The sequence below is a fragment of the Bacillus cereus group sp. N31 genome (assembly GCF_016483245.1).
Classification (GTDB): Bacteria; Bacillota; Bacilli; order Bacillales; family Bacillaceae_G; genus Bacillus_A; species Bacillus_A toyonensis.
Genome location: NZ_JAEHCH010000002.1, coordinates 91075 through 113625, shown reverse-complemented (window position 1 = coordinate 113625; position 22551 = coordinate 91075). Strand labels below are relative to the sequence as shown.

Below are 22551 nucleotides of genomic sequence, written 5' to 3'. Positions count from 1 at the left end.
AAAACTTCTTTTTTCTATTTTGATTCTGGTTTCATACCTAAATGCATCGCTGCTACTCCAAAAGTAAATGGTTTCACTTGTACACGTTCAAGTCCAGCTTCCTCAAACATTTGAGCCAATTCTTTCATCCCTGGGAATGTACTAGCGGATTCTTGAAGCCATGAATATTCTTTATAGCTTTTCGCAAACATCTTTCCAAATAACGGCATGATATATTTAAAGTATAAAATATACCCTTGTCGAAAACCAATCATTGTTGGTTGCGATGTTTCTAGGCAGATTACTTTACCACCTGGTTTTACTACACGTGTCATTTCTTTTAATACGTGTAAATAATCTGGTACGTTACGTAAACCAAATCCAATCGTTACATAATCAAATGTATGATCTTCAAATGGAAGTTCCATTGCATTTCCATGTAGAAGTTCTACTTGCTTTAATTGTAACGCCTCTACCTTTTGTTTACCGACAGATAACATGTTTTCACTGAAGTCTAGGCCAACAACCTTCCCCTGCTCACCTACAGCTCCTGCTAGCGCAATTGTCCAATCCGCTGTCCCGCAGCACACATCAAGCGCTTTACTGCCAGGTTTTACATCCATAATACGCATCGTCTCTTTACGCCATGCTTTATGTCTTTGAAAACTAATTACAGAATTCATCACATCGTATTTATCTGAAATTTTCTCAAATACATCATGTACTCTTTCTTCTTTTGATTGTTGCATGCTCGTACCTTCTTCCAATGTAAAATTGCTTATGTCTTCGATTTATCTCTTAACACAGAATTTATTTCACTTATGTCTGTGTGATCTTCTAAAAATTGATCTTCTTTCTTTCGTAATTCCATCATCCATTCATTAATAACTGTTTCTGCATCAGCTTTATCCCCTAAAGCCTCTTGCACTGCTTGAAAAACAGGTGAATGTTGTTTATCAGCATACAGTTGACATTCTTTTTGGAGACGATTTTTCCCTAATACATACGTTATAAATGGTTTCCAATGTGATAAATGGAAATGATCACATGTTTTTTGAAGGAGCGCAGATTCAATCGTTACTACACTCTCCATTATGTTATCCATCTTGTCATGCGCTTTTTGGTATAGCATAATTTTATGTTCATTAATCTCTTTAATTCCTTCAGCAAGCGCGCGAATTAAAACAATATCACGATTCATAGACAATAAGTAATAATATAGCCCACTATAGTAATCACCTGCAAGTACTGTTAACTGGCGGCGTTTATGCGATTCAATCGCTTCTTCCCCCGCTTTGTTTGATACTCTTTCATGTGTATCAAGCGCAATTTGCACAAGCATAATCGTTACTACATAATGCTCAATTTGTTCTATATGTAAATTTTCACTTTTTAAAGCTCCATATAACAATGCTATTTTCTCTTCATCAATACATGGTTCTTCAATATAGTTTATAAAATAAGGATGGCGTAATTTCTCCATCAATTTCTCTTTTATACCCGCATACCCTCCGTAGATGTCACACACAAAAAATCACCCTTGTTTTCTAATTCATAAAACTTATTATAACACATACATTCTATTTTCTATAACCAAAACTTGGCTACACCTTCCATTGATGTAAGCAATCTTTCTATTCTCACTCTGCCCAACTAACACTATATCATTTATTTACTTGTAAAAAAAAGAAAAGCAGTTTCCCGCTTTTCTTTACTTCGTTTTAATAAAAGATAAAATTTCACTACGCGCTGCAGCATCATTTTCAAGCACACCACGTACTGCCGTCGTTATCGTTTTCGCACCTGGTTTTTTCACACCACGCATCGTCATACACATATGTTCTGCTTCTACTACTACCATTACACCATGCGGCTCTAGTACTTCCATGATAGAATTAGCCACTGTTGATGTAATACGTTCTTGTAGTTGTGGACGACGTGCAATTGTATCTACAGTACGAGCTAATTTACTTAACCCCGTCACCTTTCCGCCTTGCGGAATATATGCAACGTGAGCAACTCCATAGAATGGAACTAGATGATGCTCACACATCGAATAAAATGGTATATCTTTTACTAGTACAAGCTCTTCGTGATCTTCTCCGAATACTTTATGCAAATGCTCTTTTGGATCTTCATGCATCCCCGAGAACACTTCTGCGTACATTTTTGCAACGCGCTTCGGTGTATCAAGTACTCCCTCACGATTTGGGTCATCTCCGATTGCCTCTAAAATAAGGCGTACTGCGTGTTCAATTTGTTCTAAATTAACTTTTGCCATCCGCTAGCCCTCCCGAAAACCTAAAAGTGATACGAACACATTCTAGCATATTTATGTTTTTAAAAGCAAAAAGAAGAGTTCCCAAAAAGGAAACTCTTCTTCCCTGTTAATATGTAAGGATTATTTAACCGCATCTTTTAACGCTTTACCAGGTTTGAATGCAGGTACTTTACTTGCAGCGATTTCAATCTCCTCACCTGTTTGTGGGTTACGACCTTTACGAGCCGCACGCTCACGAACTTCGAAGTTACCGAATCCGATCAATTGTACTTTATCACCTTGTTTTAAAGCTTCTAAGATAGAATCAAAAACAGCGTCTACTGCTTTTGTTGCGTCCTTTTTAGAAAGGGAACTTGCCTCTGCAACAGCATTGATTAAATCTGTCTTGTTCATGCCATTCACCTCCTCCCAAAGATAAGACTGTATAATGATCATAAAATGAGTCTTACTTTCATTTGTAGGCAATTTTTACAAATTCTATACTACAAAGATGTAGATAAATCATTATCAACGCCTATATTATACGATTCTCCTTTATAATTCAATATTTTTAAGGAAATTGTTACTCTTAAAATGTGAAAATCTGATGAAACTTGACAATTTACAACAATGTATTAGATAATGACTGTTTATTTTTCTATTCCATACGTAAAAAATAAAAAAATCCCTCTACAATGAGAGGGATTTTTTCTTATAATATAATCGCAATTAATCCGCCAGATCCTTCATTAATAATTCTTTCTAGTGTTTCTTTTAATTTATATCTAGCATTTTCTGGCATTAAAGATAGTTTTGCTTGAATTCCTTCTCGAACAATAGAGCTAAGCGAACGTCCGAATATATCGGAATTCCAAATTGATAATGGATCATCTTCAAAATCTTGCATTAAATAACGAACTAATTCTTCACTTTGCTTTTCAGTACCAATAATCGGCTCAAACGTCGATTCAACATCTACTTTAATCATATGAATAGATGGAGCTACCGCTTTTAATTTCACACCAAACCTTGAACCGTGACGTATGATTTCCGGCTCATCTAAGCTCATATCAGCTAGTGCAGGTGCTGCTACACCATATCCTGTTTGCTTTACCATACGCAGGGCATCCGCCACTTGATCATATTCTATTTTCGCATGAGATAAGTCGAGCATAAGCTTCAGTAAATGATCTTTCCCTCGAATTTCTACCCCTACTACTTCTTTTAAAATTTGATCGTACAATTCATCTGGCGCATATAAATCAATCTCTGCCACACCTTGCCCCATATCAATGCCAGCTAGACTTGCCCGATCAATAAATTCATATTGACTAAACTGCCAAACGACACGGTCCACATCACGAAGACGTTTTATATCCTTCACAGTCTCTTGAACTGCTTCTTGATAACTTTTGCGTAACCAATGCCCTTCATTTAGCACCATTACCCAACTAGGAAGGTTTACATTCACCTCTAATACTGGGAACTCAAATAACGCTTCTCGAAGTACATTATATACATCTGTTTCTCTTAAACTCTCTACACTCATCGCAATTACTGGTATATCATATTCTTCAGATAAACTTTGGCGTAATTGCTCTGTATCCGGATGATACGGCTGTACAGTATTGATAATCATAATGAAAGGCTTTCCAACTTCTTTTAACTCATTTACAACGCGTTCTTCTGCCTCTATATAATCTCTTCTTGGTATTTCGCCAATCGTTCCATCCGTTGTAATTACAACACCAATTGTTGAATGTTCTTGAATTACTTTGCGCGTGCCGATTTCTGCAGCTTCATGGAATGGAATAGGCTCTTCATACCAAGGAGTATTAATCATACGCGGGCCATTCTCATCTTCATAGCCTTTTGCTCCTGGAACCGTATATCCAACACAATCTACTAATCGAATATTTACTTCAAGTCCTTCATCTACTTCGATAGAAACCGCTTGGTTTGGAACAAACTTCGGTTCCGTCGTCATGATTGTACGACCAGCAGCACTTTGAGGCAGTTCATCCTGCGCTCTTTGGCGGTCAGATTCATTCTCAATGTTCGGAATAACAACAAGTTCCATAAATTTTTTAATGAATGTTGATTTCCCTGTTCGAACAGCTCCTACAACTCCAAAATAAATATCACCGCCTGTGCGTTCCGCAATATCTTTAAAAATATCTACCTTTTCCAAGTGATTCCCTCCCTCAAAATTTTTGGGAATAATTCCGCGTATATAGTCAACTAATACCTTCTCTAACGTTGCCTATAATATCTGATATAATATAATGGTATTCTAGAAGTTCGGACAATATATCAAATAATTTTGTCCAATTTCATATGACTATTTAAAAAATACTTTTTGTTTGCATCACAAGTTGTATAACATAAAAAACCTTTCTTCTAGAACTTATTCGCTAAAAGAAAGGTTCATGACTTATGATTTAAAAAAAATTGGTTCTCCGTCCTTCACCGTATACGGTAAAGAATATGCGGGAACAAATGGGGAGTCTTTCGATAGTATATTTCGAATATCTTCTCCTTCCTTATATTGCCCTTCATTTTTTTTCAACACTTCATATAAGTCGATTCTGTAGTCAACAAATACTTCTCCTTTTTCATTGATTACAAAAGGAAGTCCTTTACCAGAATACGGACTTGTCACTTGCGGTACATCTTTATATCCTAGTTTTTTGTAATCCAATTCATATACCCCGTCTGAAATTACTTTTTTAAACGGTGGATATCGATGTTCATCACGGTACATCCTTAGTTTTAATGATAATTCCTGAATTTGTTCAACCATCCTTATATCAATTAACTTTACGGTCGGATTTGTTTCAACATCTATTAATACGTATTGGTATACCCCTCCACTTTCATACGCATTCCCTGGTGCTTCTTGTATGTAGCGCGGAGCAATTTTTTGAAAATCGATTGGATACTTTTGATAAATAGGTGTACTCATATCACGCGTTTTAATTGGCAATATCCCGCCATTTTGTTCCTTATATGTCGTAATAGCTTTTTGAACAACTTGTAACTGATCTTCATAAGGAACAGCATTTTGTTTCATATTCTCTTTCGGATACATACACCCTGTTAAAACGCTGATGCAACAAAATATTAAAATAATATGGATTTTTTTCACTGACAATCACCTTTTCACGCTAGTATAACTTACTTCTTATGTAACATTTTGAGATACACTCCTCTTACTGCTCCACAGGTCCACTAAATACAACAAGAAAAATAACAATACCCGACACAATCATGAGGGTGTACGCTACTAACGCTGTAATCCCTTTCAGAAATTTATTTTTCATTTTATGCCTACTTAATAAAATAAAAACTACTGCAACAAACATAAATCCCATTGCCCCTAAGGAAAACCACATTTTTATAAGCCCTTCTGACATATATACACCCCTTTACTTTTAATCTATTTTTATACTATTTTAACAAATTAAAATCTTTAAACAAATACAATTCATCATTTTAATGTAAATTTACAAAATTTATGTACAAAAATAAAACCGAAGCGCATTATTTTGCGCTTCGGTTGACCAAATATGCCCTTACCAGCTCTATTCCCATTCTTTCATGGCTATCATATGCAATCTACAATCTCTTTGTTTCTCATAATTTATTTTTTAAACATTTTGCTTAACGAGCCAAAATCTGCTGGCATATTATTGTTAATAATCGCTTTTACAATTTGATCCTCTTGCTCTTTCGGCACCTCACGTCCTGCCATAAGAGCTACTTGATGAATCAATTGACGAAGCACAGTTTCATCACGTAAATTCGCATTTTGTACAGATGACGCTAATTTAAAAATATCCTCTTTGTTCACTTTCGCTTCCTTCTCAATATTATTAAAAATGTTATTATCCATTCTTTTCACCCTCTCCTCAAGTTACACTTCATCCTATGCAAAAATAAAAAAATGGTGAAAAGACCCAATCAAAAAATAAAAAAGCGACAGGAGTACAAATTGTACTTCTGTCGCTTTTATTTAAAGTAAATCAGGTATAGCTTCCACTTCATGTTTTCGAACGCGCCCCATCAATGAGCCTACTGCATCCTTTACATTATTCCCATTGAACAACACGTCATATAAAGCAGCTGTAATCGGCATTTCAACTTCCATCTTCTCTGCCAATTCATGAGCAGCTTTCGTTGTTCTTACGCCTTCTACAACCATCCCCATACTTTCTAACACTTCTTCTAAAGAGTGCCCTTTTCCAAGCATATTTCCAGCGCGCCAATTTCGGCTATGAACACTTGTACAAGTTACTATCAAGTCTCCCATACCAGTTAGACCAGCGAACGTTAAAGGATTTCCGCCCATTTTTCTTCCTAAACGAGCAATTTCCGTTAAACCACGTGTCATTAATGCCGCTTTCGCATTATCACCTAATCCAAGACCATCCGTTATCCCTGCAGCTAATGCGATAATATTTTTTAACGCACCACCAAGCTCAACTCCAACAATATCAGGATTTGTGTATACACGGAAGTAGCTATTCATAAACAAATCTTGTACTTCCTCAGCCGCTTCCATACGCTTCGCTGCCGATGTAACAGTTGTCGCTTGACGTAAGCCGACTTCTTCAGCATGACTCGGTCCAGACAGTACAACAACATCTTTAATCAAGTTCTCTGGAATTTCTTCCTCAATCACTTCCGAAATACGTTTTGACGTACCTGGTTCGATCCCTTTACTTGCATGAATCCACGTAACTGGTTCTGTAACAATTTCTTTCATCTCTTGTAATACATCTCTGTACGCTTTCGTCGGTACTACTAACAGTACTGTATTTACATCTACTAATGCTTCTTCTAAAGAAGAGTAGGCTACGATTGTGCTTGGCAATGTAATTCCTGGAAGATATCGACTATTCTCATGTTTCGCATTAATCTCATCCATAAGTTCAGAACGATTTCCCCAAATACGTACATCATGTCCATTGTCAGCTAATACCATCGCTAACGCTGTTCCCCAGCTACCTGCTCCTATTACTGTGATTTTTGTCATAAAATCACATCCTCTCCATTAGTCTCTTGCTCTAGCGATAATGTGAATCGGTGTTCCTACAAAACCGAACGCTTCACGTAAACGATTCTTTAAGAAGCGCTCATATGAAAAGTGCATTAATTCTGTATCGTTTACAAACACAACAAATGTCGGTGGTTTTACCGCAACCTGTGTCGCATAGAAGATCTTCAGACGGCTACCATTATGAGTCGGCGTTGGATTCATCGCTACAGCATCCATAATTACATCATTTAATACATTCGTTTGTACACGGATACTATGACTTTCATTTACTTCATTAATAACTGGTAACAATGTTTGTGTACGTTTTTTCGTTTTCGCAGATAAGAATACAATCGGTGCATAGTCCAAGAATTGGAAATGAGCACGAATATTTTCTTCAAATGCTTTCATTGTTTTCTCATCTTTTTTCACTGCATCCCATTTGTTTACAACGATAATAACAGCTCGTCCTGAATCATGAGCATATCCAGCAATTTTTTTATCCTGTTCAATAATTCCTTCTTCTCCGTCTAAAACGACTAAAACAACGTCAGAACGTTCAATCGCTCTAAGCGCACGAAGTACACTATATTTTTCTGTGCTTTCGTATACTTTCCCTTTTTTACGCATACCAGCTGTATCGATAATTACATAATCTTGACCATCTTTGCTATATGGTGTATCAACAGCATCACGTGTCGTTCCTGCTATATTACTTACAATTACACGTTCTTGACCAAGAAGTGCATTTACAAGTGATGATTTCCCTACGTTTGGACGTCCAATTAAAGAGAAACGGATTGTTTCATCGTCATACGCTTCTTCTTCAATCTTCGGAAAATGATTTGCAGCTTCATCTAACAAATCACCAAGTCCTAAACCGTGTGTACCTGAAATCGGGAATGGCTCACCGAATCCTAATGCATAGAAATCATAAATGTCACTACGCATTTCTGGATTATCAACCTTATTTACCGCAAGTACAATAGGTTTTTTAGAACGATATAAAATTTTAGCAACTTCTTCATCTGCTGCAGTTACACCATCGCGACCATTCGTCATAAAAATGATAACATCTGCTTCATCAATCGCTACTTCCGCCTGTTGACGAATTTGTGTCAAGAACGGCTCGTCTCCAATATCAATTCCACCTGTATCAATAATGTTAAACTCATGATTTAACCATTCTCCCGCACTATAAATACGGTCTCGCGTTATACCTGGTATATCTTCTACGATTGAAACTCTTTCTCCAACAATTCTATTGAAAATAGTAGATTTTCCTACGTTCGGGCGGCCTACTATTGCTATTACTGGTTTCGGCATATACTTTCATCCTTTCAACTTGCTTCTGTTTATTATGTAAAAAACCCTTCTTTGTGCAAGAAGGGATTTGCATTCCAGAATATTTCTCAACGTATCAAAACACCTCATATTATAACACACGTTGCTAATGTTTCACAATAATATATACATTCTCTTGTAAGCGATGCGCAATACCATCTAATATCGCCTCTAAATTATTTGCAACAAATTCTAGTTCCTCTTTCGTCTCACAAGTAAATAAGGGAGCTCCGCCTGCAAACTTTTCCGGTGTCGTTGTAATTACTGCGAGAATAACACTTTCTAACATCATCTTTTATCTCCCCTTCCTTTCGGGGCTTCCGATGACATATGAACGGCACTTTCTAGCGTTGGCACATTCCCTATGACACCTATCGCTTTCTCGGCATCTTGGTCTTGCGGCAAGACAAAGATGCCAACTCTTCCATCTTCTAAATCACGCTTTGCTAACGGTACAAGTGCTGGTGTACCTGAATCCCTATATATCCCTAGAGCAACAGAGACATCATGTATAATAGCTTGCCGTTGTCCTAAATTTGCAATTGTAACCATCGCATCAATTGATTTCGGTTTTAAAATAAAACCCATTCCATATTTCATAATTTCTTCTTGCCTTGCCGGCAATCCAATATTCATAATATAAATATTATCAATATAAAGCCCCGCTCCTTCAAAGCGAAGCGGTACATGCTCGATATCAACAAGATCATGTAACCTTTTGCCTGACATTAATTTTTTCGCAATAAAAAATGCTATTATAGCCATAATTACTCCAGCAATCCATGAATGGAACCCTATATACGCAAACGTCGTTGCAAACGACGTTAACATCGCCAAATAGTTGCGACTTTCAAAAACTAATGCAATTCCTTCAATGTATGTATTTCCACGCGGTACGAGCTCATATCCATCTAATTGTTGAAGCGTATTTCTTTCCATATTACGCACATCACGAAATTGCGTCGCTGCTAACGTAAGAAATGTAATGGCAGAAAAATCTTTTTTCAAAATAGACGGGATTGCAATCGCTCCTAAAGCTGCGGCAATTAACCCCATCGCAATATGAATAATTTTCCCATGAAGCCTCGTTGGATATTGCCGCGTATCCGTGCGAAGCATTAACACTCTCGTTACCGTCCCTGCTATTACGCCACATAAAATGGCTGGTGTATATTCAGTCATGTATTACCCTCGCCTTTCTTTTACGTGTTTTCCGCTTAAACTGTTCCATGTATACTGATACTTTTGCAATCCAAAATAAAATTGTCATAAACAATGTAGAAACGGCGATGATATCAAAAAACGCTAAACTACCGTAATCATAAGGGAAGTTTAGTTTTCGAAAAATAAGTGTCACTAACAACTCTCCTTGCAACATCCCTATATATAAAGAACATAATCGCAGGAAACGATCTCCATGCAATAAAACTGATGCATACACAAGGGCACCACTTAACAGAAACAACCTATCCACCACAATCCAAATCGGGTCATATACTTCTAACAAATGAAAACTTGTATATAACATTGCAATAATAAGCGCCGAAAGTAAGGTATATATTTTTTTCCAAATAGAATATAGCGTAATCCCTATAAAAGAAATAATACAAAGTAAAAGAGCATTTATTGATACCGTGAATGAAGCAATCGTTACATGTAACGGAGAGCAAATTATAAAAATCAATATACAAGCACTTAACTTCCATCGAATAGATTCCTTTTTCATAAAGAAAGTTACGATAACCCACCCTATCCAAGCTACAAAATAAAAAGTACTCCCATCCATCATTTCACCTCCTATGTTTTCCATTATGGGAACTTTTTATGAAAGTTAATCCCCCTTTCTTTACGCATAGTTTTTTCATATAACAGCAACACTTTTAATAAGGAGGTGCTATTCACAATGGGTAAAGATCGCCAAGAACGAAAACTAAGAGAATCACGCCGCGTTGAATCGGATCGCGACCAATCACTTCAATATCCTGGTGCAACAAGTCTTGATACACCGGAGCAAGCTCGCAAGCAAAATCAGCACTAAACACACAAAAAGACGGTTTCGATATTGTCCGAAACCGTCTTTTTTCATAATTATTTTAATGATTTTTATTTATATTGAAATAATATTTTATATACTAATCTTCCCATGACTTAATTTCACCTTCACCTATTTCCCATAGGAAATTTAAGATCTCTCTAATAATTCAGCATCACCGCTTCTATATTTTTTCATTTTTGCAACCTCATTTTCAATTGCAAATTCCGCCGAATAATATTTTTATATACACTTAATCTTATTAAACGTCTGTTTTTTATAGAATACTAATTCCGTTCCCTACTTTATATTACAAAAAAGAATAAAAAACAAAAAACCAACCGTTCGGTTGGTTTTTTATCTCCTACTATAATGCGTTGTATCAATACCACGCTGCATTAACCAATGATACGTTTCGCCCTTTACAACAAGAGGTACAGATTGCAACTCTTCTATCGTCTTCGCACCAAGAGCTGTCATAATAAATTTTAAATCTGTATGTAAAAGATCAATTTCATCCACTAACTTCTCGATACCATCTTGCATTAAAATACGTAAAAAGTATCCAGCAAATGCGGTTGTATTCGCCCCTAATGCGATTGCCTTCGCCACGTCAAGCGCTGTTTGTATGCCCCCAGATGCAATAAAAGAGAGGTTGTTATTTGTAGAGGTTGCTTCAATAATCGAGGTAGTTGTTTGTATGCCCCAGTTATTAAAATAAGAAAGCATTCGCTGTCTTCTTTCATTTTCAACAGCAGCAAAATTTGTACCACCTTGTCCACCAATATCAATTGCCGTTACACCTATACTCACTAACTGTTGCACTGTTTCCTTACTCATCCCAAATCCAACTTCTTTTACAATGACAGGAATTTTACTCTTTAAAACAATTTGTTCAATCCGCTGAAGTACCCCCGTAAAATCACGATCTCCTTCAGGCATCGTTAACTCTTGTATAACATTTAAATGAACTTGTAGTGCGTTTGCTTCAATCATATCAACGGCACGCTCTGCCTGTTCGACAGTTGCCTCACTACCTAAATTCGCAAAGAAAATCCCATTTGGATTTTTCTTTCTAACGACCTTATAAGAAGCCGCCTCACGCTCATCTTTTAACGCTGCCATTTGCGAACCTACAGCCATAGCGAGATTATGATGTTTCGCTACATATGCTAGTTGCTCATTAATGTGTAACGTTTGCTCTCCTCCACCACCAGTCATCGCATTGATAAAAATCGGCGAACTTAGTGAAAGTTCGCCGATTTTTGTTTCACATGTTATAGTATCATAACTTGAATTTGGCAAGCTTTGATGCACAAAATCAATATCATGAAAGCCATGCGTACGAGACTGACCAGTAGAAAGAGCATATTCAATATGATCTAATTTACGTTTTGCCCTTACCACTCGTACCCCTCTTTATTTCTTTAATTTTTTCAGTTGTTCACCAATAATATCACTTAATTGGAAAGTAGCAGAATCAGCATTTGGCTCATATTTGCTATAGTCTTCTGTTACATTATTTTCTTCAAGTGCTTCTTTTATACTTAAAGAAATACGTTTTTCCGCTACATGTACTTCAAGTACTTTCACTTTTACTTCTTGTCCCATTTCCAATACTTCATTTGGATTTTTCACGTGACGATTTGCAATTTGAGATACGTGCACAAGCCCTTCAACGCCAGGTAAAATTTCAACGAAAGCACCGAATGTAACTAGACGTTTTACTACTCCCTCACGAATATCACCAGCTTTTATTTCACCAGCAACATTTTCCCAAGGTCCCGGCTGAGCTGCTTTAATTGATAAAGAGATACGTTGCGTATCAGCATCAACAGATAGCACCTTTACCTTTACCTTTTGACCTTGCTCTAGCACTTCAGATGGTTGCTCCACACGTTCGTGTGAAATTTGCGAAATGTGAACTAAACCGTCCACACCACCAACGTTAACGAAAGCACCAAAATCCGTTAATCGTTGTACTGTTCCTTCAACAATATCCCCTTCTTTTAACGAAGAGATTGCTTCTTTTTTCTTAGAATCTAGTTCTAATTCTACTACCGCTTTATGCGAAAGGATTACACGATTTTTTTCGCGGTCTAATTCAACAATTTTTACCGCTAATGTTTTTCCTTTATAGTCAGAAAAGTCTTCTACATAATGTACTTCTACAAGTGAAGCTGGGATAAAACCACGAACGCCTAGGTCCACAACTAATCCACCATTCACGATATCTTTTACAGTAACATCAAATACATGACCAGAAGTAAATTTCTCTTGTAATTCTACCCATGCTTTTTCTGCATCAACAGCACGTTTAGATAAAACAAGATCATCTTCTTCTAATTTAATAATTTTCAATTCTAGTGTTTGATCTAATTCTACAACATCGCTTGCTTTTTCAATATGAACGTTAGCTAATTCACTAATTGGAATTACGCCATCTGTTTTGTATCCAACATTTACAAGCACTTGTTTTTCTTCAACCTTCGTTACAGAACCTGTAACAACGTCACCAACTTGTAATTCTTTTGAATCCATAACTTCTTCATTCATTTTCTCTACCATGGAAATACCTCCCTACAGAATTGACAAAGCATTTTTATGTATATACGAAATGAAAACAAATGTTTTCATTTGCATGTTTAAGAATTTATCATCACATACTCTTTTTCAATAGCATTCATAAGAAAATATATTAATCCTATATAAATAGTATACAGCAAAATCATCTTGAAGAAAGTATGTTTTGAAATATAATAGCGAATATATTCTGACAGTTTTGTTCCTCTTTAACTAACTTCTTATAAATCGGCTCATTTGTCAAGGAAAGAGACTCACAATTCACGTATCCTTTACATTTCTATACAAACAAAAAAAGAAAGAGGATAATCCCCTTTCTTTATTTCGCAAATACTCCTGAAACAATACCCATAATTTTTTGGACAACTTCTTCAATTGATAAAGAAGTTGTATCTAATTCCAATGCATCATCAGCCTTTTTTAAAGGAGAAACTTCGCGTTCTGAATCCAATTTATCACGCTGAGCAATTTCTTCTTGTAACTGCTCTAAATTAGAATCGAAACCTTTATTTATATTTTCTAAATGTCTTCTTTCCGCTCTTTCTTCTACAGAAGCAAGCATAAAGATTTTCACTTCAGCATCTGGTAACACATGTGTACCAATATCACGGCCATCCATTACAACGCCGCCTTTTTCCGCTAATTCTTGTTGACGACGAACCATTTCTTCACGAACGAGACGATGCTTTGCCACAATAGATACTCGATTCGTCACATCAGGCGTACGAATAACTTCCGAAACATCTTGTCCATTTAAAAATACAAGTTGTGTATTTTCTCCTTGTTGAAATTCAATATTCACATTTTTTACAACTTCCATTAGCTTTTCTTCATTTTCAATATCCACTTTTTGTTCAAGGGCTGCATATGTAATAGCACGGTACATTGCGCCTGTATCAATATAAACGTAAGAAAGCTTCTTTGCCACAACTTTTGCAACTGTACTTTTCCCAGCAGCTGCTGGACCATCTATAGCAATTGAAATTCGTTTATCCATTGTAACACCTCATTTTTTCACTTATAAAACAAAACGAAAAGCAGGTATTCATCCCTGCTTCTTCTCATTTGCTTCACGTCATTAAATCCTCAATTATTGTAGCATAATCCTTCCTAGAAGAAAACGAAAACTACCTACTCACCTGTAAGATTTCTTCTTTATTTTTCGCGACGACACCTTCATAGTAAACAATTTTAGATAGATATTTTATTGATGACTTATGTATAAATAACAATTGCACAACACAAAGACAAATAAATTGAATTATTAATATACGAATGATAATTTTCTCCACCTTCTTCAAGATATCCACTCCTTCCCACCATATACTTACACATTACATTTCATGATTTTATACAACGTACATAGCGCAATTAAATTTATTGTCATATTCCAAGCACGCTTTTATACATTTTCATTGTCGAATTTACTCAAAACATGTTATGTTCTAAATGTATTTTTCAACTTGAAAGGGGTATAAGCATTGAAAAGAATCCTAGTTTTACACACAGGTGGAACAATTGCAATGGAGGAAGATAAAGAAACTGGGGTCGTACAACCAGGAGAAAAAAATCCTCTTTTAAAATTCATTCCTGATTTAGAAGGCGATGTTGATTTAATCGTTGAAGATGTGTTCCATCTACCATCTCCTCATATGACACCAAGCGAGATGTTACAATTACAAGTCATCATTGATGAAAGAGTAAAACAAGACAACATTCATGGCGTAGTCATTACGCATGGTACGGATACATTAGAAGAAACCGCATATTTCCTAGATTTAACAGTCAAAGCAACTATTCCAATCGTAGTAACAGGCGCAATGCGTTCTAGTAATGAATTAGGTGCTGATGGTCTATATAACTTCTTATCAGCTGTAAAAGTAGCTAGCAGTAATGAAGCTGCAGAAAAAGGTGTTCTAGTCGTATTAAACGACGAAATTCATTGTGCTACAAATGTAACGAAAACACATACAAGTAATGTTGCAACATTCCAAAGTCCACAATATGGACCAATCGGAATGGTAACAAAACGTGGTGTTGTCTTCCATCACGCTTTAGTACATCATGAAACGTATACAGTAAATAACATCTCTAAAAACGTAGTTGTTCTAAAAGCATATGCTGGTATGGATGATACATTGTTAGCAGCAATTGAAAACCTTCCAGTTGACGGAATTGTCATTGAAGCGCTTGGACAAGGTAATTTGCCTCCACGTACACTCCCTAGTTTAGAACGATTAATAAGCAAAGGAATTCCAGTCGTATTAGTTTCACGTTGCTTCAATGGTATCGTTCAAGACGTATATTCATATGAAGGTGGCGGCAAACAATTAAAAGATATGGGCGTTATATTCACATACGGCTTAAACGCTCAAAAAGCACGTATTAAATTACTAGTCGCATTAGAGAATACAAAATCACATGAAACAATCCAAAATATGTTTATGCACGAATAAAAAAGCTGTCGAATTTTTCGACAGCTTCTTTTTATTTTTCTCTCGACGCAATGGTTTGCGCAATCGCATCTCCATGAAATCTACCGTTCTCGATAAATATTTCATTTGCATTATTCCCAGCGGCAATTACACCTGCAATGAAAATATTTTCAGTGTTTGTTTCCATTCTATCCTCTGTATAAATCGGACGCCCAGTTTCTTCATCAATTCGAACGCCCATCTCCGTTAAGAAACTATGATCAGGATGGTAACCCGTCATCGCAAATACAAAATCATTTTGGATTGTAAATGCCCCGTCATCAACGGTATACGTTAATGTATGTTCAGTAATTTCTTTCACATGAGCCCCAAAATGCATTTGAATTGTACCGTTTCGTACTAACGCCTCAAATTCCGGTAAAATCCACGGCTTAATGCTCGGCGAGTACTCACTTCCACGATACAGTACCGTTACACGCGCTCCTGCTTTAACAAGTTCCAACGCAGCGTCTATACTTGAGTTTTTTCCACCTATAACTACTACATCTCGATCAAAATAAGGATGTCCTTCTTTAAAATAGTGAGCTACTTTCTTCAGTTCCTCACCTGGAACATTCATATAATTTGGATTGTCATAATATCCAGTGGCTACAACAATATATTTCGCTATATATATTTCTTTATGTCCGTCACGTTTCGTCGTCTCAACCTTAAAAACTTCTCCATCTTTTTGAACTTTCTCTACTCGTTCGAAAGCATTTATGCGTACAGATTTACGCTTTACTACTTCGCGATAATACGCAAGTGCTTGATTTCGAACTGGCTTACGGTTTTCGGTAATAAAAGCTACTTCACCAATTTCTAATTTTTCACTAGAGGAGAAAAATGTTTGATGAGTTGGATAATTATAAATCGCATTTACAATGTTTCCTTTTTCAATTACTAACGGATTAATCCCTACCTTTTGCAACGAAATTGCTGCTGCTAATCCGCACGGACCGCCTCCAATTATGATAGCTGTTTCTTTCTGCATACTCGGTTCACTCCTAGTCTTCTACCTCTGCACTATTTATAAAAACAAGAAAAAACCTACTTACAACAGTAGGCACCTATCTTTATTGTATTCATTTTTCATACGTTTGTCATCTAAACGAAACGTACATCCGATAGACATCTGCTAAAAACTGTTGAAATCTAATACCTTGTTTCCCTAATACATTTTCAGGATCAATCTTTCTAGCTGGATCAAGTGTTTTATGTGATACGATATCTTTTTTCGGATTCAAGCCAAAGTTTTGACATAAATAAGCATGATACCATGTAAAACGCGTATACGCTTCCCAAAAGTTAACATCACCGCCATAACAAAGTTCCACACCAATGGCAGCCTTATTCGCATCATAACCATATAAGTCATTATCCGTCGACACACCATATCGAACATGATACGCAACTTCATTTATAGGAACAATTTCCAATATTGTTTTGTCATCTATAAATGTATGCGCCGAAGCTTTCGGTTGTATTTCATTAAAGTAATCCCGATTTCCTATTGCATTGCTACCAGGATTCCCTGTATCATGACTTACAATAAACCTTACTTTAGAAAGAGGAATTCCCGGTCGTGAACTTCCATATCCAATATAGTTACGCTCTATAGGAAACATCGCCATTACTACCAACTCCCGCTTTAGAAAATTACCTTACTTCCTTATATATGTATTCGGTAGGAATGTCCTTATCGCATATTTCTTACACGAAGAGAAAATCGAAAATATTTGATGTGAACACCATAAATAACAAAATACTTACAGCGACTCCATAAAAACCGTAAAACCAAACACAATCTTCTTTCGTATCTAAGCCGAAAAATTCATTTACTGATTGTAATAATGTGCCACGCTTACTTTGTTTGTTTCGTAATACTTCCACTCGTTCTACAACATCTGCTGGCATCATAAATCTTTGGTCTACTGTCATTTTCATCATTTATCTCTCCTTAAAATCACTTCCGTTTTGTTTATCTAAGGAGAGTATAGCACGTTTGTTCGTATGGAACAAGCGTTCTTTTATTTTTTTATTTTATTTTTCAACAAGCCAAGTAATAATCGTGAATATAACAGCGATAATCGGCCCTACTACAACCAAACCAAATATTAAAAACAATAAGCCTTCTGCGAACATCCGAACGACACTTGTTTTTCGGGCTTTCATCGTTCTTGAGAGTTCTCCCTCTAACCTCTTAACCTTTTCTTCTAATTGTTCTACTCGTTCCATCATTTCATTTTCCATATACAACACCTCACACTAATACTCCAACAAAAAAACGTGATTCCCTCGAAAGGAATCACGTTTTTTCACGATATAATATTATACCCAACCTCTGAAGCGACTTGCTTCAGCCATTTTACGAACACCAACCATATAAGCTGCTAAGCGCATGTTCACTTTACGAACTTGTGCTGTTTCATAAATAGAATCAAATGATCTTACCATTACTTTTTCTAAGCGTTGTTCTACTTCTTCTTCTGTCCAGTAGTAACCTTGGTTATTTTGTACCCACTCAAAGTAAGATACTGTAACTCCACCAGCACTTGCTAATACGTCTGGAACAAGTAAAATTCCGCGATCTGTTAAAATTTTAGTTGCTTCTAAAGTTGTTGGACCGTTTGCAGCTTCAACAACAATTTTTGCTTTAATATTATTAGCATTTTCTTCTGTAATTTGGTTCTCAATTGCAGCTGGAACTAAAATATCGCAATCAAGTTCTAACAATTCTTTGTTTGAAATTGTATTATTAAATAGTTTTGTTACTGTACCGAAGCTATCACGACGGTCTAATAAATAATCAATATCTAATCCATTTGGATCATGTAATGCACCGTAAGCATCTGAAATTGCAATTACTTTCGCACCTGCATCATGCATAAATTTAGCTAAGAAGCTACCCGCATTACCGAACCCTTGAACAACAACACGCGCACCTTTAATATCAATGTCGCGTTTTTTTGCAGCTTCGCGAATACAAATTGTTACACCTTTCGCTGTTGCTGTTTCACGTCCATGTGATCCACCTAATACAAGTGGCTTACCTGTAATAAATCCTGGTGAATTAAATTCATCAATACGGCTATACTCATCCATCATCCATGCCATAATTTGAGAGTTTGTAAATACGTCTGGAGCCGGAATATCTTTTGTAGGACCAACGATTTGGCTAATTGCTCGTACATAACCGCGGCTTAGTCTTTCTAATTCACGGAATGACATTTCACGTGGGTCACAGATAATTCCACCTTTACCTCCACCATACGGTAAATCAACAATACCACATTTTAAACTCATCCAGATCGAAAGTGCTTTCACTTCATTTTCTGTTACATTCGGATGGAAGCGAATTCCACCTTTCGTTGGACCAACAGCATCATTATGTTGCGCACGATATCCTGTAAATATTTTAACAGTCCCGTCATCCATACGAACTGGTATTTTCACTGTCATCATACGAATTGGTTCTTTTAATAATTCATATACTTCGTTTGGATAACCCAATTTTTCTAATGCTTCACTAATAACAATTTGTGTCGAATTCAATAGTTCAAAATGTTGTTCCCTTTGTTGTTGTGTTTTTGTTTGAGTTCCCTTTTCGGCTACCATAGTAAGTAAACCCCCTGTAATTTCACTTGTTTAGTAAACCTTCATTGCCTAGTATACACCGTTAAATTTGGAATGCAATAGAAAACGCTAACAAATATATACAACTTATTTCGTATTGCAAGCGTTTTCACTATTATTATAGTCCTTTTATTGCTTTTAGAAAAGTAAAATACTTAAATATTTAAATATTTTTTATCTCACTCGAATACAGCGTCGCGAAACGGTATATTTAATTAAGAAAACGTTTGTTTAAATATTTATAATTGACCCTAGCCTTACTCCTCTTATCCAAATAAAATACAAAACCCCAGCTATGTTATATTAGCTGAGGTTTTGCTTTTTCACAAAGTAATTGTATACTTGTTCAATTGCTTGAGAAGCCATTAATTCTTTACCATACTCCATTACACGGTAAATGGTTGCCGTAGACGGATTACCGTATTCTGCTAAAATAGCTATAAAATCCGCCTTCAATAATTGTATTTGCTCTTCTTCTTCCATCCAAAGATAGAAACGCCCATCCCACGTATATAACTTTCCGCCAGTTACACCAAGGTTATATAAGCGATTCGACAGGTTAATTACGTCGTCTAGTGTAGCAAACTCATAAAGTATGTGCTCGCTCTCATCTAGAGTCACTTGCATTTCAATAAACTCGTCACGGAACTCATCATCTGTATCCACTTCTTGATTTTCCTTCGTTACTATTACAACCATGCCTTGTGCTTGTAGAGAAAATACTTCAACTGCAATCGGACCATCTGCTTCAAATCCTAATTCTTTATTTGCTTCTTGCATCATATCACGAAATAGTTGCTGTACTTTCGGTGCATTTCTCCATAAATCCTCTTTCGTTAATCCTCGTTCAGATAAATCATCAAATGTTAGGAAAATTTTTATCTTATTATAATTTAATCGTTCCAGCCTCATCTCATACCCTCCCTACGTAACCATTGAATCTAATTTTTATTATATGAAATAGAAAATAGATGGTTCTTTCCGAACAACTATTCTAACATTTTTAACCATTCATCCCATTCTTCTTTCGTATCGCCGATTAGGATTGTTTGAATGTTCAACTGATCTCGAGCGCTTATTTCCCCTATAACTCCAGCAGAAAGGTTTCCATTTTTTTCTTGCAATAAATCCCCAACATTCATCGCCCTTTTCAGTTCTAGGCCATTTTCAAAAGAGACAAATAAATATTTTGGCTGTATTTGCTCAACCGCTAATAACATGCCATCTCCCTCTAAACTTGTCCTAATATGTATCGCCTCATATCCTTTTAAACGTAAATACATTGAGAAAATAAATCCTTTCAACGCATTATTTTCTAACACAATTACTTTGTGTATGGAAGAAAACGTTGAAGCATTATGATACACCATTCCTAGACGAGTTTGTAAAAATGATACGGCATATTGGAATTGCGTCATTGCAATCTCATTGTTATTTTTTAGTGTCAACAATTTGTTTGTCACTTGAAGAATAATACCGGTGATAACTTTTTCTGTTGAATAAATACTAAAAGCCTCATTTATTAATGCAGAAGTTGTAATTTCATCAAATTCTAACAAAGCTTGTAGTAAATCGTCCACTAAAACAACTTCTTTATCGTAATGTATTTCTTTTTGGGCATTACTCTGCAAACGATTCCCTTCTAATAACTGCACTGCTTGTCCAATCATCATACCGGAAGAAACCTTCTCCATTAACCATTTCAAAATTCGAATATGCTCTTCTGTATATAATCGATGCCCAGCTTGATTCCGCTTTGGGGCAATAATCTGATATCGCCTTTCCCATGCACGAAGCGTACTCGGTTGAACTCCAATAATATTCGAAACAGCTTTTATATTATATTTTCCATTTAGAGTTGGCATCATTTCCCTCCACATAACGTAATAATATGTGTTTGAGCAGGTGCTCGAAAACGAAGTGGAATCAATGTTGTTCCGTATCCATTACTAACAAAGAGAGTCGTATTTGAATGATTATATACGCCACCTTTTAAATATTTTTCAGATGGGAATAATCGAATCTGTCCTCCATGTGTATGTCCACTTAACACAAGTGAAATTTGTTCTTTTCCAGACATTTTTTTTATTATATCAGGGTTGTGACTAATTAAAATACGAAATCCCTCTTCTTTACAATCAGCCAATGCTAAGTCTAAACGATCACGTTCCAATCCAACATCATCTACACCGAGTAAGCAAATTTTCTCTCCTAACTCAGATTCAAATACAACTCTTGTATTATCTAAAACTTTCACATTATTTTCTAATAGCAACGCATCTAATTCATGGTATTCAATCTCATAGTCATTATTTCCCCATACAAAATATACAGGAGCTATCGCTCTTAACTTTTGAATATTTGCAGAGATTTTTGATAAAGGTACGCCCTTTTCCGCTAAATCACCACCAATAATAACGAGATCTACTTTTCCCTTTATTCGCTCAATTAACGAATCTGAAACGACTCTTCTATGAATATCAGAAATAAAAAACATATTCATCTGTTGAAAACTTTGCGGAAATTCTTTAAATTCTAAAGTATGTTCCAATACCGTATTACGCATCGCTTCTTTATACATTACAAGAAGAAATATTATACCTATACATATGAGAGTACTTAATATTGTAATCCATATCATATTTTTACTCCCTACTCATAAAGATAATCCTCAGTTTTTATAACAAGCTACGAATTGCTTAATTTACTAGCTCTCTTGTTTTACGGACTTATCTTTTATCGGAATTTTTAATTCTTGACCTGCACTCACTTCATCTTCTTCTAAGTTATTATACTTTTTAATAACTTCAATCCCACTTTCATCTGAAAAATATTGCTTCGCTATACTTTCTAAAGTTTCTCCCTTTTTCACAGTATGCGTTACCACCTTCTCAGATTGTTTCTGAGTTTCAGATTTGGCTGAATCAAAAAAAATTACTTCAAACGCACTTTTACCAGCATTACTACTATCACTTTTCACCTGAATATATTTATCCGTATACCATAAAATACTAATTGGTAGTAATATGAATAGACACGTTAATACTCGGACAAAAATGTGATTCATTTTAAACTTTTGCTTTTTCTCTTTATTTCTATGAAGTTCACTTCGCGGCGGTAAACTTTCATCTTCTTCCACTTGCTCAACTTCTAATTCCTCTTCAAAATCAGGAATTCGTTTCCTCATGTTGTTCACCACCAC

At 35.9% G+C, this 22551-nt stretch carries 28 protein-coding genes; 2 read left to right on the top strand and 26 right to left on the bottom strand.

What is annotated here, in order from left to right:
- Nucleotides 1–14: 14 nt before the first annotated feature.
- The 13 genes from menG to JDS81_RS04820 all read right to left on the bottom strand — a co-directional run bounded on the left by menG (nucleotide 15) and on the right by JDS81_RS04820 (nucleotide 10410).
- Nucleotides 15–728 (bottom strand): 2-heptaprenyl-1,4-naphthoquinone methyltransferase, encoded by a 714-nt coding sequence (gene menG / locus JDS81_RS04880; protein ID WP_001187664.1) that lies wholly within the window; start codon nucleotides 726–728, stop codon nucleotides 15–17.
- A gap of 29 nt (nucleotides 729–757) precedes the next feature.
- Nucleotides 758–1507: a heptaprenyl diphosphate synthase component 1 gene (locus tag JDS81_RS04875; RefSeq protein WP_000332836.1), complete on the bottom strand. Its 750-nt coding sequence runs from the start codon at nucleotides 1505–1507 to the stop codon at nucleotides 758–760.
- Between the two features lie 183 nt (nucleotides 1508–1690).
- Complete coding sequence (gene folE / locus JDS81_RS04870; RefSeq protein ID WP_001151479.1) at nucleotides 1691–2260, bottom strand: GTP cyclohydrolase I FolE; 570 nt, start codon at nucleotides 2258–2260, stop codon at nucleotides 1691–1693.
- Between the two features lie 120 nt (nucleotides 2261–2380).
- Nucleotides 2381–2653, bottom strand: a complete 273-nt coding sequence (locus JDS81_RS04865; protein ID WP_001043860.1) for an HU family DNA-binding protein — start codon at nucleotides 2651–2653, stop codon at nucleotides 2381–2383.
- Nucleotides 2654–2951: 298 nt separating this feature from the next.
- Nucleotides 2952–4430, bottom strand: a complete 1479-nt coding sequence (spoIVA, locus tag JDS81_RS04860) for a stage IV sporulation protein A (protein WP_000416518.1) — start codon at nucleotides 4428–4430, stop codon at nucleotides 2952–2954.
- A 243-nt stretch (nucleotides 4431–4673) separates the two neighbouring features.
- Complete coding sequence (locus JDS81_RS04855) at nucleotides 4674–5387, bottom strand: hypothetical protein (protein WP_097954482.1); 714 nt, start codon at nucleotides 5385–5387, stop codon at nucleotides 4674–4676.
- Between the two features lie 64 nt (nucleotides 5388–5451).
- Nucleotides 5452–5655, bottom strand: coding sequence for a DUF2768 domain-containing protein (locus tag JDS81_RS04850; RefSeq protein WP_001289001.1), 204 nt, complete (start codon nucleotides 5653–5655; stop codon nucleotides 5452–5454).
- A 227-nt stretch (nucleotides 5656–5882) separates the two neighbouring features.
- Nucleotides 5883–6134 carry a stage VI sporulation protein F gene (locus JDS81_RS04845; RefSeq protein WP_000369753.1) on the bottom strand — a complete coding sequence of 84 codons (252 nt, stop codon included), beginning with the start codon at nucleotides 6132–6134 and terminating at the stop codon, nucleotides 5883–5885.
- Between the two features lie 120 nt (nucleotides 6135–6254).
- Complete coding sequence (locus JDS81_RS04840) at nucleotides 6255–7277, bottom strand: NAD(P)H-dependent glycerol-3-phosphate dehydrogenase (protein ID WP_000161759.1); 1023 nt, start codon at nucleotides 7275–7277, stop codon at nucleotides 6255–6257.
- Nucleotides 7278–7295: 18 nt separating this feature from the next.
- Entirely contained in the window at nucleotides 7296–8606 is a 1311-nt protein-coding gene (der, locus tag JDS81_RS04835) for a ribosome biogenesis GTPase Der (protein ID WP_001125887.1), read from the bottom strand.
- A gap of 124 nt (nucleotides 8607–8730) precedes the next feature.
- On the bottom strand, nucleotides 8731–8916 hold the full coding sequence (locus JDS81_RS04830) for a capping complex subunit for YIEGIA (protein ID WP_000979055.1): 186 nt from the start codon (nucleotides 8914–8916) through the stop codon (nucleotides 8731–8733).
- Nucleotides 8913–9806 carry a YIEGIA family protein gene (locus JDS81_RS04825; protein WP_097954481.1) on the bottom strand — a complete coding sequence of 298 codons (894 nt, stop codon included), beginning with the start codon at nucleotides 9804–9806 and terminating at the stop codon, nucleotides 8913–8915. Before JDS81_RS04825 ends, JDS81_RS04830 begins: the two co-directional genes overlap by 4 nt.
- Nucleotides 9799–10410 (bottom strand): YphA family membrane protein, encoded by a 612-nt coding sequence (locus JDS81_RS04820; protein WP_000349114.1) that lies wholly within the window; start codon nucleotides 10408–10410, stop codon nucleotides 9799–9801. Before JDS81_RS04820 ends, JDS81_RS04825 begins: the two co-directional genes overlap by 8 nt.
- Before the next feature lie 117 nt (nucleotides 10411–10527).
- On the opposite strand from JDS81_RS04820, the gene JDS81_RS04815 reads away from it, so the two are divergent.
- Nucleotides 10528–10662, top strand: coding sequence for a YpzI family protein (locus JDS81_RS04815; RefSeq protein ID WP_000513901.1), 135 nt, complete (start codon nucleotides 10528–10530; stop codon nucleotides 10660–10662).
- Nucleotides 10663–11013: 351 nt separating this feature from the next.
- Here JDS81_RS04815 and JDS81_RS04810 read toward each other — a convergent pair whose 3' ends face one another.
- The 4 genes from JDS81_RS04810 to JDS81_RS04795 all read right to left on the bottom strand — a co-directional run bounded on the left by JDS81_RS04810 (nucleotide 11014) and on the right by JDS81_RS04795 (nucleotide 14540).
- Nucleotides 11014–12063, bottom strand: a complete 1050-nt coding sequence (locus JDS81_RS04810; protein ID WP_097954480.1) for a type 2 isopentenyl-diphosphate Delta-isomerase — start codon at nucleotides 12061–12063, stop codon at nucleotides 11014–11016.
- A 12-nt stretch (nucleotides 12064–12075) separates the two neighbouring features.
- On the bottom strand, nucleotides 12076–13224 hold the full coding sequence (gene rpsA / locus JDS81_RS04805) for a 30S ribosomal protein S1 (protein WP_000229553.1): 1149 nt from the start codon (nucleotides 13222–13224) through the stop codon (nucleotides 12076–12078).
- 334 nt (nucleotides 13225–13558) lie between these two features.
- Complete coding sequence (gene cmk, locus JDS81_RS04800; protein ID WP_000361259.1) at nucleotides 13559–14236, bottom strand: (d)CMP kinase; 678 nt, start codon at nucleotides 14234–14236, stop codon at nucleotides 13559–13561.
- Nucleotides 14237–14366: 130 nt separating this feature from the next.
- On the bottom strand, nucleotides 14367–14540 hold the full coding sequence (locus JDS81_RS04795; RefSeq protein WP_000754950.1) for a DUF5359 family protein: 174 nt from the start codon (nucleotides 14538–14540) through the stop codon (nucleotides 14367–14369).
- Between the two features lie 180 nt (nucleotides 14541–14720).
- On the opposite strand from JDS81_RS04795, the gene ansA reads away from it, so the two are divergent.
- The gene (ansA, locus tag JDS81_RS04790; protein ID WP_000822002.1) at nucleotides 14721–15695 is read left to right on the top strand and encodes an asparaginase; all 975 of its coding nucleotides are present in this window, start codon (nucleotides 14721–14723) and stop codon (nucleotides 15693–15695) included.
- Nucleotides 15696–15726: 31 nt separating this feature from the next.
- Here ansA and JDS81_RS04785 read toward each other — a convergent pair whose 3' ends face one another.
- From JDS81_RS04785 to JDS81_RS04745, 9 genes are all read right to left on the bottom strand, one after another.
- Nucleotides 15727–16707, bottom strand: a complete 981-nt coding sequence (locus JDS81_RS04785) for a YpdA family putative bacillithiol disulfide reductase (protein WP_001168501.1) — start codon at nucleotides 16705–16707, stop codon at nucleotides 15727–15729.
- Nucleotides 16708–16816: 109 nt separating this feature from the next.
- On the bottom strand, nucleotides 16817–17347 hold the full coding sequence (locus tag JDS81_RS04780; protein WP_001240652.1) for a peptidoglycan recognition protein family protein: 531 nt from the start codon (nucleotides 17345–17347) through the stop codon (nucleotides 16817–16819).
- 79 nt (nucleotides 17348–17426) lie between these two features.
- Entirely contained in the window at nucleotides 17427–17663 is a 237-nt protein-coding gene (locus JDS81_RS04775) for a DUF3961 domain-containing protein (protein ID WP_015000291.1), read from the bottom strand.
- A 93-nt stretch (nucleotides 17664–17756) separates the two neighbouring features.
- On the bottom strand, nucleotides 17757–17966 hold the full coding sequence (locus JDS81_RS04770) for a hypothetical protein (protein ID WP_097954479.1): 210 nt from the start codon (nucleotides 17964–17966) through the stop codon (nucleotides 17757–17759).
- Between the two features lie 78 nt (nucleotides 17967–18044).
- Nucleotides 18045–19331, bottom strand: coding sequence for an NAD-specific glutamate dehydrogenase (gudB, locus tag JDS81_RS04765; RefSeq protein ID WP_000225171.1), 1287 nt, complete (start codon nucleotides 19329–19331; stop codon nucleotides 18045–18047).
- 321 nt (nucleotides 19332–19652) lie between these two features.
- Complete coding sequence (locus JDS81_RS04760) at nucleotides 19653–20261, bottom strand: genetic competence negative regulator (RefSeq protein ID WP_001235404.1); 609 nt, start codon at nucleotides 20259–20261, stop codon at nucleotides 19653–19655.
- Between the two features lie 77 nt (nucleotides 20262–20338).
- Entirely contained in the window at nucleotides 20339–21214 is an 876-nt protein-coding gene (locus JDS81_RS04755; protein ID WP_142316340.1) for a MerR family transcriptional regulator, read from the bottom strand.
- Nucleotides 21214–21990, bottom strand: a complete 777-nt coding sequence (locus tag JDS81_RS04750; protein ID WP_000637912.1) for a metallophosphoesterase — start codon at nucleotides 21988–21990, stop codon at nucleotides 21214–21216. The genes JDS81_RS04755 and JDS81_RS04750 overlap by 1 nt, the downstream gene beginning before the upstream one ends.
- A 66-nt stretch (nucleotides 21991–22056) precedes the next feature.
- Complete coding sequence (locus JDS81_RS04745) at nucleotides 22057–22536, bottom strand: LysM peptidoglycan-binding domain-containing protein (protein WP_001231536.1); 480 nt, start codon at nucleotides 22534–22536, stop codon at nucleotides 22057–22059.
- Between the last annotated feature and the right edge of the window lie 15 nt (nucleotides 22537–22551).